This is a genomic window from Streptomyces sp. NPDC086080, assembly GCF_044540255.1.
Classification (GTDB): Bacteria; Actinomycetota; Actinomycetes; order Streptomycetales; family Streptomycetaceae; genus Streptomyces.
The window spans coordinates 58,184-73,515 of sequence record NZ_JBITRU010000018.1; the positions used below are offsets into that span (position 1 = coordinate 58,184).

Sequence of the window (15,332 nt, forward strand, 5' to 3'; positions counted from 1 at the left end):
TGACGGACGTGGATGGCTCGTCAAGCTGGTGCCTGCCTACGGAGGGAGGCACCATGACGGTTATGGCAGAACGCGCGTCATCACAGTTGTCGGTGGACATGTTCGAGCGGATCGCCGAGTTCGCCGAGCGTGAGGACGAGACCGTCAAGTTCGAGTTCATCAACGGACGGATCGGGCTCAGGAAAGTGACCAACGGCAATCACGGCGCGATCATCATGTGGCTGGTCCGTCAGTGCATGCAGGCCAGGCCCGAACTCGATCTCAGTCCGGTGCAGGGGCTGAAGGTGGAGTCCTACCGCAAGGGCCGGGCCCTGCCCGACGCGGTGCTCGCCCCTGTCGCCCACTTCGCGGGGCAGGGGGACTGGGCAGACACCAAAGGCGTGCTGATGACGGTGGAGGTCACCTCCTTCGACTCGGACACGCATGATCGCGACCGGGTGGAGAAGCCCCAGGCCTACGCCGAATCCGGGATCCCCGTCTACCTGCTGATCGACCGCGACCGTCGCTCGGTCCTCGTGCACAGTGACCCGGACCCGGTGGTCGGCTACCGGAACGTCCACAAGCGCCGGTTGGGCCAGAGGGTCGTGCTTCCCGACCCCGTCGGCATCGCATTCGACACCGAGGAGCTCAAGCCGTACATGGACTGATGGCCCTCTGTCGCCGGGTGGGGCAGGGGGCCGGGTGGCTGGGACTACTTCGTCTCCAGGTCGCGTCGGCGGAAGCCGGTCAGGCCCAGCCACAGCAGAGCGGTGGCGACGAGGGTCAGCAGGAACAGCGGGGTCCAGTTCATGTCGGCGGCGGGCAGGCGGGGGATGTGGCCGAAGGGGGAGAGGTTGTTCATCCAGTCCGGGAACTGGAGGATCTGGCCGAGATAGCCGACCACGAACGCGTACACCGGCACGATCCAGGCCGCCTGGCTCGCCCGGGGGAACCAGCCGAACAGGACCACGGCCACACCGACCGTGACCCACAGGGCCGGTGCGTACGCGAGGGCCGCGCCGGTCAGGTCGGGTACCAGCCCGGCGTCACCGGTCGAGGCCGCGCCGGCCAGGCCGAAGCCGAGCCCGGCCAGCAGCAGGACGACGGTGCCGCCGCCCATGGCCACGGCCAGATGGCCGCCGACCCAGCGGGAGCGCGAGAGGCCGGTGGCGAGCAGCGGCTCGGCGCGGCCCGCCGTCTCCTCGGAACGGGGCCGCAGGGCCGCCATCACGACGTACACCGACGCCACGACCGTCAGGACGACCATGACCATCGAGGCGAAGGACTCGGCGACGCTCGCCCCGCCGATGCGCTCCAGGGCCTCCTCGATCTCGTCGATGCCCGCCAGCATGTCCTCGGCGTCCCCGAGGATCGACCCGTACATCGCGCCCATCAGGAACAGGCCGGCGCCGAAGCCGGCCAGCGTCCCCCGGTGCAGGCGCAGGGCGAAGCCGACCGGTGTGGTGAGCGCGGCGGAGGCCGTGGGGCTGCCCGGCTTCTGCGGACGCAGTCCCGCGCCCACGTCCCGCCGGATGGAGAGCCAGAACCCCGCCGCCGCGCACACCACCGCGCACAGCAGGCACAGCAGCAGCGGCCACCAGCGGTCGTCGACGTACGGGTAGCTGCGCTGCACCCAGCCGATCGGGGACAGCCAGGACAGGGTGTCGTTCTCGCCGCTGTCGCCGGCGGCGCGCAGCACGTAGGCGACGCCGATGACCGCGAGCGCCATGCCGGACGCCCCGCGGGTGTGCGCGGTGAACTGGACGGTGACCGCGGCGACGGCGGCGAAGACGAGACCGGCGGCGGCGTGGGCGAAGCCGTAGACCAGCGAGCCCCCGGTGTCGATGCCCTCCATCCCCAGGCCGGCCAGGCCGAGGGCCAGCAGCAGGGCGAGCGCGAGGTTGGCCAGGACGGCGACGGCCAGGGCGGCGGCGAGGTGGGCGTGCCGGCCGACGACGGTCGAGCGCACCAGCTCGGCGCGGCCCGTCTCCTCCTCCGCGCGGGTGTGCCGGGTGACGATCAGCACGCTCATGAGGCCGACGAGGACGGCCGTGAAGCCGATCATCTGGTGGCTCAGGATGGAGCCGAAGCCGTCGTCGGTGAGGTAGTGGCGGGGGCCGGACATGGCCAGGCCGGCCGGGCTGTCCACGCTCTTGACGGCGTTCGCCCGGTCCTCCGGGTCGGCGTACAGCGTCCTGAAGCTGTTCGCCGTCATGAGGGTGCCGAGGAGCAGGGCCAGGATCCACACCGGGAGCCGGATCCGGTCCCGGCGCAGGGCGAAGCGGATCAGGGTCCGGGTGCCGGTCAGCGCGTTGCCGCCCGCGACCGCTGCGGCGGGCGCCCGGGTGCCGGGGTCGGCGGTCGCGGAGGTCATCGCGGCTCTCCGTTCGTGCCCTGTCCGGGGGTGTGCCCGTCGGTGTCGGTGCCGGTGTCGGCGCCGGTGCCGTGCCCGTTGGCGGCGAGCTCGTCGCCGTAGTGGCGCAGCATCAGTTCCTCCAGGGTCGGCGGGTGACTGACCAGGCTGCGGACGCCGTACTCGGTGAGTTCGCGGACCGCGGTGCCGACCTGGGCGCCGTCGACGGTGAAGCGGACCCGGCCGGTGGTCTCGTCGACGGTCCGCAGATCGTGGACGCCGGGGAGGCCGGCCAGGGCGGTGGCCGGCCGTTCGGTCTCCGCCTCGATGGTGGTGCGGGTCAGATGGCGCAGTTCGCCGAGGGTGCCGGACTGGACGGTGCGCCCCAGCCGGATGATGCTCACGCGGTCGGCGAGCTTCTCCACCTGGGCCAGGATGTGGCTGGAGAGCAGGACGGTCTTGCCCGCGGCCTTGGCCTCGCCGATGACGTCCTGGAAGACGACCTCCATGAGCGGGTCGAGGCCCGCGGTCGGCTCGTCGAGGAGCAGCAGCTCGGCGTCGGAGGCGAGCGCGGCGACGATGGCGACCTTCTGCCGGTTGCCCTTGGAGTAGGCGCGGCCCTTCTTGGTCGGGTCCAGGTCGAAGCGCTCGATGAGCTCCGCGCGGCGCTTCCTGTCCAGGCCGCCGCGCAGCCGCGCCAGCAGGTCGATGGCCTCGCCGCCGGTCAGGCCCGGCCAGAGCTCCACGTCACCGGGGACGTAGGCGAGGTGCCGGTGGAGCTCCACGGAGTCCGTCCACGGGTCCCGGCCGAGCACCTGGGCGGTCCCCGAGTCGGCGCGCAGCAGTCCGAGCAGCACGCGGATGGTGGTCGACTTGCCTGAGCCGTTGGGCCCGAGGAAGCCGTGGACCTCGCCGGTCTCGACACTCAGGTCGAGACCGTCCAGGGCGTGGGTCCGGCCGAAGGACTTGCGCAGTCCGGACACGGTGATGGCCTTCGTCATGCCTCGGAACGTACGCTCCGTTCACACATTTGTGAAGTTAAGGAAGCGTATAAACGCTGACTAGACTGGCCGAGGGCGCCTGAGCAGGGGAGATGGTCGGATCATGGCGGAACCGAGCGGGACGGCCCGGGATCCGGAGGTGGTCTCGCGGTTCGTGGAGCACTTCGCGGCGCAACTGGTGGAAGCCGGGCTGCCGCGGATGCCCGCCCGCGTCTTCGCGGCCCTGCTCGCCTCCGACACCGGGGTCATGACCTCCGCCGAACTGGGCGAGCGGCTCAGGATCTCACCGGCCGCGGTGTCCGGCGCGGTGCGCTCCCTGGCACGGCAGCACATGGTCTCCCGCGAGCGCGAGCCCGGCTCCCGCCGCGAGCGGTACCGGGTGCACGGCGACCAGTGGTACGAGGCCCTCACCAACCGCGAGGCCGTCATCAGGCGCTGGGAGGGCGCCCTGCGCGACGGCGTCACCAGCCTGGGCGCGGACACCCCGGCGGGGCGGCGGCTGGCGGAGACGCTGGCCTTCTTCGAGTTCGTGGAGCAGGAGGTCGAGGCGATGATGGGGCGCTGGCGGGCGGTTCGGGAGGAGCGGTTCGGGCGAGAGTAGTCGATCCGATACGCTGAGTGTTGACTGGTCCGTTTCAAGGTGGCTGGTCCGTTTCAAGGGGAGGGCGCATCATGACAGTCATGGCAGAGCGACCGACGATAAACGGCACCGAGCCCCGCGGCTTCGACTTCGAGAAGATGCTGGACCAACTCGACGAGCTGCAACTGCACGACGGCTACAAGGCCGAGATCATCAGGGGGAACATCGTCGTGTCGCCGTGGTCGAAGGCGTTCTACCTCGACGTCATGGAGTTGGTGTGCGAACAGCTTCGGCCGCACCTCCCTGAGGAGCACCGGATCAGTTACGGTCCTTTCCTCTACCTGTTTCCAGGTCTGGGGCGAGCGTACGGACCCGACATCCACGTGGCGCATCGGAGTGCCAGCCGGAATACCAGCAATCACCTGGACGGGGAAGCTCTTTCCTTCGTCGCCGAACTGACCTCGTCCTCCACACGGAACGACGACCTGACCGACAAGGTCGAGACCTACGGAAAGGCGGGCGTCCCCGTCTATCTCCTGCTCGATATGCAGGAGGAGCAGGCCACGGTCTTCTGGATGCCCTCGGCCGACGGCTACGAGGCCCGCTGTTCCGCGCCGTTCGGTGAGAAGCTGCCGATTCCCGCGCCGTTCGACTGCAGTCTGGACACGATCGAGTTCAAGGCTCCCTGACCCGAGGCGTCCACTACCTCACCGGCACCGTGAGCCCCCACGCCCCCTCCCTCACCACCCACGTCCGCGTTCGCACCGGCCCCGACACCACCGCGTCCGCGCGGTAGCGGAAGTGCGCGCCCGACACGGTGACCGTGCGGCCCTCGGCGGTCAGCGGGGACGCCTCCGCGCCCACCGACACCGGACGCACCTCGACCCGGGCCCTCCCGGAGACACCCGGCGCGACCGAGACGCCCTCCACCGGCTGCCCCAGATCGACCAGCGTCTCCCCGTCCACCTCCACCCGCAGCCGCGTCGGCCCCCCTTCCGGCGCGGACAGGGGCCCGGACGGCCGCGACGGCACCAGGGTCCGTACCAGCGACCGGCACGTGCGCAGCCAGGGGCGCCCCGCCCGGCCGGCCGCTTCCCGCACCGGCGTCACGCCCCCCACCGGCGGGATCCGCAGCGTGCCGAGCACCACCCCGTCGCTGTCGTCCACCAGCAGGTCCAGCCGCCGCTCCGTCCCCTCCAGCACGGCCCGCGCCGCCGCCACCGCCTCCGTGGGCACCCCCAGTGACCGGGCCAGGGCGACGGCGCTCCCCACCGGCACCAGGGACAGGGCGCATCCGGCCAGCTCCCGCTGCCGGTGCAGCAGCGTCACGGCCCGCACCAGGGCCCGGTCGTCGCCCACCACCACCGGCCGCCGGGAACCGCGCCGGGCGAGTGCTCGCGCGAACTCCTCCGGGTCGTCCGGCAGGCACACCTTGGTGCCCGCCGCACCCGCGCCGATCACGTCCTTCGCGATCCGGACGGACTCGCCGTCCGCCCGCCGGGCCATCGGATCGACGACCACCAGGAGCTGATCGGGCACCGCGGAAAAAGTCCTGGTAGTCGCCACCTCGGCCCTGCCTCGCTTCCTCGGGTAGCATCTTTGTGCAAGAGCCCCTTGCGCTGTTGCGCCAGGGGTTTCGTCTATTCCGGGGCATCCGGTCCGACGGTTGGCGGCCAACGGTGGTCGCGCGGTGCATACGGCGGTGATCCTCCGTGTGCGCCCCTGACCCTGGACATGCCCCGCCCGGAAGGGGTGTACGCGCGTGCCCGCACTTGTGCTGCTCGGTGCTCAGTGGGGTGACGAAGGCAAGGGAAAGGCGACGGACCTGCTCGGTGGTTCCGTCGACTATGTGGTGCGCTACCAGGGCGGCAACAACGCCGGCCACACGGTGGTCGTGGGTGATCAGAAGTATGCCCTGCACCTGCTCCCTTCCGGAATCCTGTCCCCCGGCTGCACGCCGGTCATCGGCAACGGCGTCGTCGTCGACCCGTCGGTCCTGCTCTCCGAGCTGAGCGGTCTGAACGAGCGCGGCGTGGACACGTCGAAGCTCCTGATCAGCGGAAACGCTCACATCATCACGCCGTACAACGTGACGGTGGACAAGGTGACCGAGCGCTTCCTCGGCAAGCGCAAGATCGGGACCACCGGCCGGGGCATCGGCCCGACCTATGCCGACAAGATCAACCGCGTCGGTATCCGCGTCCAGGACCTGTACGACGAGTCGATCCTCACCCAGAAGGTGGAGGCGGCCCTCGACGCCAAGAACCAGATGCTCACCAAGCTCTACAACCGGCGCGCGATCGCCGTGGAGCAGGTGGTGGGGGAGCTGCTGGACTACGCGGACAAGCTCGCCCCGTACGTCGCCGACACGGTGCTGGTGCTGAACCAGGCGCTGGAGCAGGACAAGGTGGTCCTCTTCGAGGGCGGCCAGGGCACGCTCCTCGACATCGACCACGGCACGTACCCCTTCGTCACCTCGTCCAACCCGACCGCGGGCGGCGCCTGCACGGGCGCGGGCGTGGGCCCGACGAAGATCAGCCGGGTCATCGGCATCCTGAAGGCGTACACGACCCGCGTCGGCGCCGGACCGTTCCCGACCGAGCTGTTCGACGAGGACGGCGAGGCGCTGCGCCGCATCGGTGGCGAGCGTGGCGTCACCACCGGCCGTGACCGCCGCTGCGGCTGGTTCGACGCGGTGATCGCCCGCTACGCGACCCGGGTCAACGGTCTGACGGACTTCTTCCTCACCAAGCTCGACGTCCTCACCGGCTGGGAGCAGATCCCGGTCTGCGTGGCCTACGAGATCGACGGCAAGCGCGTCGAGGAGCTGCCGTACTCGCAGTCCGACTTCCACCACGCGAAGCCGGTCTACGAGATGCTGCCGGGCTGGAGCGAGGACATCAGCAAGGCGAAGTCCTTCTCCGACCTGCCGAAGAACGCCCAGGCTTACGTCAAGGCCCTGGAGGAGATGTCCGGCGCCCCGATCTCCGCGATCGGCGTGGGCCCGGGCCGCACCGAGACGATCGAGATCAACTCGTTCCTCTGAGCCGTCCTCTCCGGAGACCCGGGGATCCGATGGGACGGCCGGCGCGGTGAACCCGCCCGGCCGTCCCGCTCGGGAAAGCGTCTCCCGGCACCCGTCGTGCAAGAGGCGGGACACTGCTGAGATGACGGACATTCGGTGGCACAAGTCGTCGTACTCCGAACAGGCAGGAAACTGCCTGGAGCTGGCGGTGGCAGACGGAGAGGTGCTGGTCAGGGAGAGCGACGCGCCCAATGCCGTCGTCAGGACCACGCGCGCCAAGCTCGCGGCCTTCCTGGCCGGGGCCAAGGCGGGTGAGTTCGACGAGTTGCTCTGATCCTCATCCTCCTCCTTCAGGTAGGAAGATGGGGCGTATGCCTGTCAGAAAGCCGTCCACGGAGCGGCAGCGCCGCCTCGGAGCCGAGCTGCGCAGGATGCGCGAGCACATCGGCGTGACGATCAACGAGGCCGCCACCGTTCACCGCACCGACCGGACCACGGTCAGTAACACGGAGTCGGCCCGTTCCGGAGTGAGCAGCGACCGGGTCCGGGTGTGGGCCGCCAACTACCGTTGTCCGGACGCCGCGTACATCGACGCGCTCGCCGAGATGGCCAGGGAACGTGGACCGCACTGGTGGGACGAGTACCGCGATGTGCTGTCTGCCGGACTGCTGGACATGGCAGAGATGGAGCACCACGCGGCGGCGTTGCGTTCCGCTCAGATCATGCACATGCCGGGGCTACTTCAGTTGCCTGACTACATGCGAGGCATCTTCGCGGAAGCGGTCCCGGCCATGTCACCGGCTGACCTGGAGCAACATGTCGCCTTTCGGCTGAGGAGGGCGCAGATCCTCGACCGCTCGGACCCGCCACCCTGCGAGTTTCTGGTCCATGAGTCAGCGCTACGGATGCGATTCGGGGATCGCCGTGTCCTGCTACGGCAGATTGAGCATCTGCTCAAGCAAGCCGAGCGACCCAGCGTCGCTGTGAGGGTGGTGCCGTTCAGAGCCGGAGGCTTCGCCAACGCGGGCAGTTCGACACTCTACGCCTGCGGTCCGGTCCCTCAGCTGGACACCGTGCAGATCGACGTACCCACCGGCGTCACCTTCCTGCACGCCGAGACTTACCTGGTGAACTACCGTGCCGTACTCGACCGGATGCGTGAACGTGCCCTGGAGGCAGGGGAGTCGATTGACTTCATCCGGCAAGTTGCGGAAGAGATCTGAGGCAGGGGTCCGGTGGAACTTCACTGGCACAAGTCGTCCTTCTCGGCGGACACCGGGAGTTGCATAGAGGTCGCGGAACACGACGGGTGGGTCTTCCTGCGTGAGGGAGATGAACCGGACGTGGTGGTGCGGACTACGCGCCGCAAGCTCCGGGCCTTCTTGGAAGGAGCCAAGGCGGGTGAGTTCGACCACTTCGCTACGTAGCGCCTGTAGGGCGAGTCCGGCATATGCCACTTCATGCGCTTCGCGCAACATGTTGTCTCGCACATCATTATGCGCGTACTGTGTGTAGTGCTCGACAGTCAACCTGTGACCGTCAGGTGATTGCGGGCAAACAGAAACGCCCCGGCGGTGAGCCACCACCCCGGGGCAGGCCAACGCTGCATAGGAGCGTCAACATGCCCAAGCGTATCCGGCATGCCCTCGAACGGGCACTTGCCCTGATCCTCGCCCACCTCTTTCCCGCCACCGGCCGGCGCCGACGGCGAGGTCGGCCGCGGCACGCCCACGCGGTCCCACGTACCCTCTCCGGCCTGCGGCTGTTCGTCCAGGAGACTGCCGTACCCGCCCTGAGTGAAGCCCTCCTGGCGAAGGGGAAGTTCCGCACCACCACACGGCCCGACATCACCGCCCCGCTCGACGACACCGGCTCCCTCGTCCGTCCCTACCTCCTCGCTCACGAACGGCGACAGCGGCAGGCCGAACGTTGTGCGGCCCTCGTTCTCGCCCTGGAAGGGATCGACATCGGGCCGTGGGTCATCCGCGGCCACCGCATCGGCAACCCCGGCGTGCCTCTGGGGGTGGCGGTCTGATGAGTGCGACGCCGCGCCCGCGGGTCCAGGTGGACCGTGTGCCCAGTAAGCCCGTCCGCCGACAGGATGACGGAAGCATCGCCATCGACCTCTGGCTGCGCCGGGACGGGGTCTTCGACTCGGACACCGTGCTGCGTCTCAGCCCTGCCGAGGCCGAGGTGCTCCACGCTCAGCTCTGCTACGTCCTGGACGACGACACCGCCACCCTGATCGTTCCGGAGAGCAAGCGGCCCGACTGCCGTAAGGGGGTTGCCGCAGGCCGTGGGCGTCTGTGGGGCGCGTAGCGTCCGGAACCGGCGGAGACGCCCGCGCCGCTGACCGAAACCCGTGCGTCGACTCCTTGGACGCACGGGTTTCGCCGTATGCCCCAACCGGCTGCGCAGCCGGTTGCAGAGCCAACGCACGAATGAAAGGCGTGCCGATGTGGCCGCGGTGAGGGTGGTCGGGAAACCGCGCGACGGCCGTGGCGAAACCGGCCTGGGTCACTTGTTGCTCGGTGACCCCCTGAGGCCGACGTCCTAGCAGGGAATGCCAAGGTCCCTGAGGTAGGTGAGGCGAGCGTTGATCGCCGCTGAGAAGTGGCGCCAGTCGAGACTTTCCACCAGTTCGATGGGCTTGGGGTTCTCGGCCGAGGGAGGTGACATAGCATGCGGCGTCGTAGAGTTGCTCGGCTATGAGGCGCTCACAGAAGATCCCGAACCGGTCCTGGTACGAAGCGCCGTGCCAGACCTCGTCGGCGGGAAGGGCGTCCTGCGCGGATCTGACAACCGCTACCTGCACTGCTACATGGCGTCGCCGCACCGCTGGACTGACCGACCCTTCGCACTTCAGCCGTCCGTCCCCAGCATTGTCGGTGACTGATCCGTAGGACTGCAGAGACTCACTCTCCAAGGTGTGCGCGAATCGTCAACTGTCCTGCGTGAACGGACAAGGTCGCACGTGGCTGCTGTCAGCATCCTGGATGGCGGAGCGAGGTCTGAGTCCGGAGCTACAGCACCAGCCCTGTTCAGCACACGGCTCTCCCGGGCAGCCACCGCTCCCAGGCGCAGCCTCTGCACCAGCCACCAGGTGCTCCTGCAATCATCAGCACTATCCCGAAGGAGAAAGATGCGCTTCCGTTCAGTGGCCGCAGTCGGCGCGGTTGCATTCACCGTCCTCATAGCGGGACAGGGTCAGGCCTTCGCCATAGAGTTCGAGAAACCGTTCGAAGATCAAATGTCCACGTTCACCTACGATTCAAGCGCTGAGCGCTGCTCGGAAGTTGTTATCTGGAACCCGAAATCGCTCTCGTACGACAGGACAGCAAAAGGCTGCTTCACCCGGCATGGCGACAAGTGGACCATCCAAGACTCGCTCGCGGAAGGTAACCAGACCTTCGTCTACTGGGAGAATTGGCTCAAAAATGGCTCCACGTGGGCGCCATACCGATCCGGTTGGTGCAATAACAACCTGGGTGCCCCCAATTGGGGTGTGTGCAACAAGGACTACTACGAGTCATCTAGCACCAATTACTACGGAAGCGAAGGTAGCAGGATTCGCTTCCAAACCTGCCGCCGCGACCTCATCAACACTGTCTGCACTCCTAGCAACATCAGCGATGCACCCTGGATCAACAACAACGCCTGAGGGGTCATGAAATCCCACTTGGAGGGCTGTCCGGGCGTAGTCCGGACAGCCCTCCAAGAATGCGGTGCCCATAGGTTGCGTCGCGTAATGGATCGGGCAGGTTGTGTCACGCGCGACCAGCACTACGTCGCAGCACCGCATCCGCCTGCGTGTCCGCGATGCCGGCTCCTCGCACGGCAGCGCCCGCAGAACAGCGCCAGCGTGTGCCGGACTTCACGGTGGTCATCCTTCGTGAAGCCCTCGCGAATCGGGTGTGTCCAGCGAGTGGTGCAACTCGTGGGTTGGTTGTTACCACCGGGTCGCGGTGAGGTGGCCGTCGAAGGCGATGTCGAAGGCTTGGAGGGTCGCGTCAGCTGAAGACGATCATTGAGCCCTGGGCCAGGCTTCGGGTCGCCGCCGCGTGCAGGCCCAGCCAGACGTGGCGTTCACGGGCGAAGGGGCTGGGGTCGTACGGGGCGGGGACGGCCGGTTCCTCCAGTTCCGTCGGGGCGCGCGGCGGCTCGGGGGCGGCCGGCGGGTTCGCCGGGTCGATGCCGATCGACGGGGCGACGAGTTCCAGTTCGCGCAGCAGGCCGTGGGAGGAGCCCAGGGGGCCGCCGCCGGCGAGGAGTTCGTCACTGGCGAGGGGGGTGGGGAAGTCGACGGGGACGTACGCGCCCGCGTGGTCGTAGTGCCAGACCAGATGCGACTGCTGGGCCGTCGCCTCGAACATCTCCAGCAACTGCTCGTAGTCGCCGCCCAGTTCGTCCACCGGCGTGACCGGAAGACCGCACATCTGGAGCAGGTACACGCGCCGCAGGAAGTGCAGCGCGTCGTAGTCGAATCCCGCGACCGGGGCCACCTCGCCGGTCAGTCCCGGCATGTACTGGTACACCGGCACCGGTGGCAGTCCCGCCCGGTCGAGTACCGAGTTGTACTGCGCGAGTTCCTCGGCGAAGGGATTGTCGGGCGTGTGGCACAACACGTCGACGAGCGGTACCAGCCACAGGTCACAGGCCAAAAGAGGGCTCCTCGCATCGCGCGGTCGTCGGGGTGGTCGTCCCGGCCGGGGCGTGCCGGACGGGTTGTCCCGGTCAGGGAAGGGTATCGGCGCCCGGGCCGGGCGGCTCCCCCCGTGCGGACCGTAGTGCGGGTCCCTTGCCTGTCCGTGGTGCGGGTCCCTTACCCATCCGCGTCGGGTGTCAGGCCTTCGACCAGGGACAGCGTGTGCGCGTTGTACGCCTCGACGATCGCGCGGGCGGAGTCGGTGTCACGGCGCACCAGCGCGTCGACCAGTTCGGTGTGCCGGGACCACAGATGTCCCCGGAGGTCGGGTACGTGCCGCAGCTGCTGCACCGCGTACACCCACCCCTGGACACGGAGCCGGTGCAGGAAGTCCGTGAGGTAGGGGTTGCCGAACACGGCCACGAGTTCCCGCCAGTAGCGCAGGTCGTAGCCGACGAGGACGGTGACGTCGCCGGCGAGGGCCGCGCGCCGGGCCTCCTCGCCGCGTCGGCGCACCCCGGCGAGGGCGGCGGCGACCCGGGGGTCGTCCGGCCGGAGGTGGGGCAGGTGGCCGTCGGTGAGCGCGTGGAACATCCCGTCGATCACCAGACTGCGGGCCGCGATCATGCCGCGGAAGTCGTCGGCGGAGTACTCGTGCACATGGAAGCCCCGGTGCTGGTCGGCGGCGAGCAGTCCCTGTGCGGACAGGTCGACCAGCGCCTCCCGGACGGGGGTCGCGGACACGCCGTACTGCTCGGCGATCTCCTTCACGGTGAACGCCTGCCCCGGCTGGAGCCGCCCGCCCAGCACCTCGTCACGGAGCGCGTCGGCGATCTGCTGCCGGAGCGTGCTGCGTGTCACGGCGCCATGGCCACTGATGCCGGGCATGGTCGGGCGTCTCCCTCGTCGCGTTCGAACGGCTGTACCCGCACATGGTGACGGGCACGCCACCTTACGCCGTCGGACGGGGCATGACGTGTGCGAACGGGCGCGAGGTGAAGGCCACCTCGCGCCCGCTCCGACCGGGTCTCACGCCGAATAGCCCGCCCGGTTACGCCACGTAACCGTCGGCCACGGTCAGGGCGGCGTCCAGCGCCGCCAGCCCCTCCTTCAGCTCGGCCTCGCTCGCGTTGCACGGCGGCACCACATGCGTGCGGTTCATGTTCACGAAGGGCCAGATGCCGTTCTTCTTCGCGGCGGCGGCGAAGGCCGCCATCGGGGCGTTCGCCTCACCGGCCGCGTTGTACGGCACCAGCGGCTCCCGGGTCTCCCGGTCGCGCACCAGCTCCAGCGCCCAGAACATGCCGACGCCGCGGACCTCGCCGACGCAGGGGTGCCGCTCGGCCAGTTCCCGCAGGCCCGGTCCGACGACCGACGCGCCGAGTGCCGCCGCGTTCTCGACGACGCCCTCCTCCGCCATCACGTTGATCGTGGCGACGGCGGCGGCGCAGGCCAGCGGGTGCCCCGAGTACGTCAGTCCGCCCGGGTAGGGCCGCCTGGCGAAGGTCTCGGCGATCGCCCCGCTGATGGCGACACCGCCCAGCGGTACATAGCCGGAGTTCACGCCCTTCGCGAAGGTCATCAGGTCCGGGACGACGTCGTACAGGTCCGCCGCGAACCAGCTGCCGGTCCGCCCGAACCCGGCCATGACCTCGTCGAGGACCAGCACGATGCCGTACGTGTCGCACAGCGCGCGGACCCCGGCGAGATAACCGGCCGGGGGCGGCATGATCCCGGCCGTTCCCGGGACGGTCTCCAGGATGATCGCGGCGATGGTCGACGGCCCCTCGAAGGCGATCGTCGCCTCCAGGTGTTCGAGGGCCCGCGCGCACTCCTGCTCCTCCGTCTCGGCGTAGAAGCGCGAGCGGTACAGGAACGGCGCCCAGAAGCGCACGACTCCCGCGGTGCCGCTGTCGGAGGGCCAGCGGCGGGGGTCGCCGGTGACGTTCACGGCCTGCTGGGTGCCGCCGTGGTAGGAGCGGTAGGCGGACAGCACCTTGGGGCGCCCGGTGTGCAGCCGCGCCATGCGCAGGGCGTGCTCGACGGCGTCGGCGCCGCCGTTGGTGAAGAAGATCTTGTCCAGGTCGCCGGGGGTCCGCTCGGCTATCAGCCGGGCCGCCTCCGAGCGCGCCTCGACGGCGAACGCGGGCGCGAACGTCGTCAACCGTGCCGCCTGCTCCTGGATGGCGGCGACGACCTTCGGGTGCTGGTAGCCGATGTTCGTGTAGACGAGCCCGCTGGCGAAGTCGAGATAGCGCCGGCCGTCGTAGTCCCAGAAGTACGACCCCTGCGCCCCGGCGACGGCGAGCGGGTCGATGAGCTCCTGGGCGGACCAGGAGTGGAACACATGCGCACGGTCGGCGGCCTTGACGGCGGCCCCGACCTCGGGGTTCGGCTGAGGGGTCATGCCGCCGAGGGTAAGCGGGGCGGGCGCGGCCCCGACATCGGCGGCCTGTCTGGCGTCGGGGGCTTTCCGCGACAGGTTGTCGACAGGCGGCCTGCCCGGGCGTACCCGCACCGGGGGTGCATTGACAGCCTGCTGCCAAAATGACAGACTGCTGTCATCGGAGGGCGGGGGCACGCACTCCGGCCCCACACCCAAGGGAGCGGTCATGACCCGCAAGCCCGTGCACCTCGCCGTCTACGACACCTACGCCGACTGGGAGACCGGTCACGCCACCGCGCATCTCGCGCTCGCCGGCTACGAGGTGCGCACCGTCACCCCGGCCGGGGAGCCGGTCACCAGCATGGGCGGACTGCGCGTCCTGTCCGACCTGGCGCTCGACGCGCTGCGCCCCGAGGACAGCTCGCTGCTGATCCTCACCGGCGCCGCCCGCTGGGACGAGGGCGACGAGCTCGCGCCCTTCGCCCGCACCGCCCGCGCCTTCCTCGACGCCGGCGTGCCCGTCGCCGCGATCTGCGGGGCCACCGCCGGGCTCGCCCGGGAGGGGCTGCTCGACGACCGCGGGCACACCAGCGGCGCCGCCCCCTACCTCGCCATGACCGGATACGCGGGCGCCGGACGGTACGTCGAGGCCGACGCGGTCACGGACCAGGGTCTCGTCACCGCAGGACCGACCGAGCCCGTCGCCTTCGCCCGCGAGATCCTCCGGCTGCTCGGCGCCTACGACGTCAGGACGGCCGACGCCTGGTACCGCCTGTTCCACGACTCGGACCCGGCCGCGTACGCCGCGTACACGGAGGCGCTGAGCCGGTGAACCGTCGACAGCAGGACCTGCTCAGCCGGGGCGCGCTCGGCACCTTCCGGCTGAACGGCCAGTTCCTCGCGGTCGCCGAGGAACTGGCCCGCCCCGCCGGGATCACCGCCGCCTGGTGGCAGGTGCTCGGCGCCGTTCTCCGCGAGCCGCTCCCGGTCTCCGGGATCGCCAGGGCGATGGGCATCACCCGGCAGAGCGTGCAGCGCATCGCCGATCTGCTGGTGGAGCGCGGACTGGCCGAGTACCGGCCCAACCCCGCCCACCGCCGCGCCAAGCTGCTCGCCCCGACCGAGCAGGGCCGTACCGCGGTCGGCCGTATCGACCCCGGCCACGCCGCCTTCGCCGAGCGGCTCGCGGCGGCGTACGGGAAGGAGTACGGGGAGGAAGCGCTCGCCACGGCGGTCCAGGCGCTCGAACGGCTGTCCACGGTGCTCGACGCACTCGGCCCGCCGGCGCCGGAACCGGGGGCCCCGCCTGTTACGGAACCGTAGACAGCGCCCAGCTCGCGCCGTACCGGCCCCGCACTATCCT

18 protein-coding genes and 1 pseudogene are annotated in these 15,332 nt (G+C 69.6%); 12 read left to right on the forward strand and 7 right to left on the reverse strand.

The window, feature by feature from the left end; all coding sequences use genetic code 11:
- The first annotated feature begins 53 nt into the window (after nt 1–53).
- Entirely contained in the window at nt 54–647 is a 594-nt protein-coding gene (locus ACIF9R_RS21655; protein ID WP_399982455.1) for a Uma2 family endonuclease, read from the forward strand.
- A gap of 44 nt (nt 648–691) precedes the next feature.
- On the opposite strand, the gene ACIF9R_RS21660 is transcribed toward ACIF9R_RS21655, so the two are convergent.
- Nucleotides 692–2,353 carry an ABC transporter permease gene (locus tag ACIF9R_RS21660; RefSeq protein ID WP_399982458.1) on the reverse strand — a complete coding sequence of 554 codons (1,662 nt, stop codon included), beginning with the start codon at nt 2,351–2,353 and terminating at the stop codon, nt 692–694.
- The gene (locus ACIF9R_RS21665; protein WP_399982460.1) at nt 2,350–3,333 is read right to left on the reverse strand and encodes an ATP-binding cassette domain-containing protein; all 984 of its coding nucleotides are present in this window, start codon (nt 3,331–3,333) and stop codon (nt 2,350–2,352) included. Before ACIF9R_RS21665 ends, ACIF9R_RS21660 begins: the two co-directional genes overlap by 4 nt.
- A 103-nt stretch (nt 3,334–3,436) precedes the next feature.
- On the opposite strand from ACIF9R_RS21665, the gene ACIF9R_RS21670 reads away from it, so the two are divergent.
- Entirely contained in the window at nt 3,437–3,934 is a 498-nt protein-coding gene (locus tag ACIF9R_RS21670) for a GbsR/MarR family transcriptional regulator (protein WP_399982463.1), read from the forward strand.
- Nucleotides 3,935–4,014: 80 nt separating this feature from the next.
- A complete protein-coding gene (locus ACIF9R_RS21675; protein ID WP_399982466.1) occupies nt 4,015–4,602 on the forward strand; it encodes a Uma2 family endonuclease in 588 nt (195 codons plus the stop codon).
- 13 nt (nt 4,603–4,615) lie between these two features.
- Here ACIF9R_RS21675 and ACIF9R_RS21680 read toward each other — a convergent pair whose 3' ends face one another.
- Nucleotides 4,616–5,452 (reverse strand): diacylglycerol kinase family protein, encoded by an 837-nt coding sequence (locus ACIF9R_RS21680; RefSeq protein WP_399982468.1) that lies wholly within the window; start codon nt 5,450–5,452, stop codon nt 4,616–4,618.
- 223 nt (nt 5,453–5,675) lie between these two features.
- Here ACIF9R_RS21680 and ACIF9R_RS21685 point away from each other — a divergent pair, with 223 nt between their 5' ends.
- The 6 genes from ACIF9R_RS21685 (at nt 5,676) to ACIF9R_RS21710 (ending at nt 9,257) form a co-directional block, all read left to right on the forward strand.
- Nucleotides 5,676–6,959 carry an adenylosuccinate synthase gene (locus ACIF9R_RS21685; RefSeq protein ID WP_399982471.1) on the forward strand — a complete coding sequence of 428 codons (1,284 nt, stop codon included), beginning with the start codon at nt 5,676–5,678 and terminating at the stop codon, nt 6,957–6,959.
- A 121-nt stretch (nt 6,960–7,080) separates the two neighbouring features.
- The gene (locus ACIF9R_RS21690) at nt 7,081–7,272 is read left to right on the forward strand and encodes a DUF397 domain-containing protein (RefSeq protein WP_399982473.1); all 192 of its coding nucleotides are present in this window, start codon (nt 7,081–7,083) and stop codon (nt 7,270–7,272) included.
- A 37-nt stretch (nt 7,273–7,309) separates the two neighbouring features.
- Nucleotides 7,310–8,161: a helix-turn-helix domain-containing protein gene (locus ACIF9R_RS21695; protein WP_399982476.1), complete on the forward strand. Its 852-nt coding sequence runs from the start codon at nt 7,310–7,312 to the stop codon at nt 8,159–8,161.
- Nucleotides 8,162–8,173: 12 nt separating this feature from the next.
- A complete protein-coding gene (locus ACIF9R_RS21700) occupies nt 8,174–8,365 on the forward strand; it encodes a DUF397 domain-containing protein (protein WP_399982479.1) in 192 nt (63 codons plus the stop codon).
- Nucleotides 8,366–8,559: 194 nt separating this feature from the next.
- Nucleotides 8,560–8,973 carry a hypothetical protein gene (locus ACIF9R_RS21705; protein WP_399982482.1) on the forward strand — a complete coding sequence of 138 codons (414 nt, stop codon included), beginning with the start codon at nt 8,560–8,562 and terminating at the stop codon, nt 8,971–8,973.
- Nucleotides 8,974–9,011: 38 nt separating this feature from the next.
- Entirely contained in the window at nt 9,012–9,257 is a 246-nt protein-coding gene (locus ACIF9R_RS21710; protein WP_399982726.1) for a hypothetical protein, read from the forward strand.
- Between the two features lie 409 nt (nt 9,258–9,666).
- On the opposite strand, the pseudogene ACIF9R_RS21715 reads toward ACIF9R_RS21710, so the two are convergent.
- Nucleotides 9,667–9,774, reverse strand: a pseudogene (locus ACIF9R_RS21715) (hypothetical protein); the annotation flags it as partial.
- Between the two features lie 306 nt (nt 9,775–10,080).
- Here ACIF9R_RS21715 and ACIF9R_RS21720 point away from each other — a divergent pair.
- A complete protein-coding gene (locus tag ACIF9R_RS21720; protein WP_399982485.1) occupies nt 10,081–10,599 on the forward strand; it encodes a hypothetical protein in 519 nt (172 codons plus the stop codon).
- 349 nt (nt 10,600–10,948) lie between these two features.
- On the opposite strand, the gene ACIF9R_RS21725 is transcribed toward ACIF9R_RS21720, so the two are convergent.
- The 3 genes from ACIF9R_RS21725 to ACIF9R_RS21735 all read right to left on the reverse strand — a co-directional run bounded on the left by ACIF9R_RS21725 (nt 10,949) and on the right by ACIF9R_RS21735 (nt 13,990).
- Entirely contained in the window at nt 10,949–11,599 is a 651-nt protein-coding gene (locus ACIF9R_RS21725) for a hypothetical protein (RefSeq protein ID WP_399982487.1), read from the reverse strand.
- 161 nt (nt 11,600–11,760) lie between these two features.
- A complete protein-coding gene (locus ACIF9R_RS21730) occupies nt 11,761–12,471 on the reverse strand; it encodes a GntR family transcriptional regulator (protein ID WP_399982489.1) in 711 nt (236 codons plus the stop codon).
- A gap of 163 nt (nt 12,472–12,634) precedes the next feature.
- Nucleotides 12,635–13,990: an aspartate aminotransferase family protein gene (locus ACIF9R_RS21735; RefSeq protein WP_399982492.1), complete on the reverse strand. Its 1,356-nt coding sequence runs from the start codon at nt 13,988–13,990 to the stop codon at nt 12,635–12,637.
- 205 nt (nt 13,991–14,195) lie between these two features.
- Here ACIF9R_RS21735 and ACIF9R_RS21740 point away from each other — a divergent pair, with 205 nt between their 5' ends.
- A complete protein-coding gene (locus tag ACIF9R_RS21740) occupies nt 14,196–14,801 on the forward strand; it encodes a DJ-1/PfpI family protein (protein WP_399982494.1) in 606 nt (201 codons plus the stop codon).
- A complete protein-coding gene (locus tag ACIF9R_RS21745) occupies nt 14,798–15,292 on the forward strand; it encodes a MarR family winged helix-turn-helix transcriptional regulator (protein ID WP_399982497.1) in 495 nt (164 codons plus the stop codon). The genes ACIF9R_RS21740 and ACIF9R_RS21745 overlap by 4 nt, the downstream gene beginning before the upstream one ends.
- Nucleotides 15,293–15,332 lie beyond the last annotated feature (40 nt).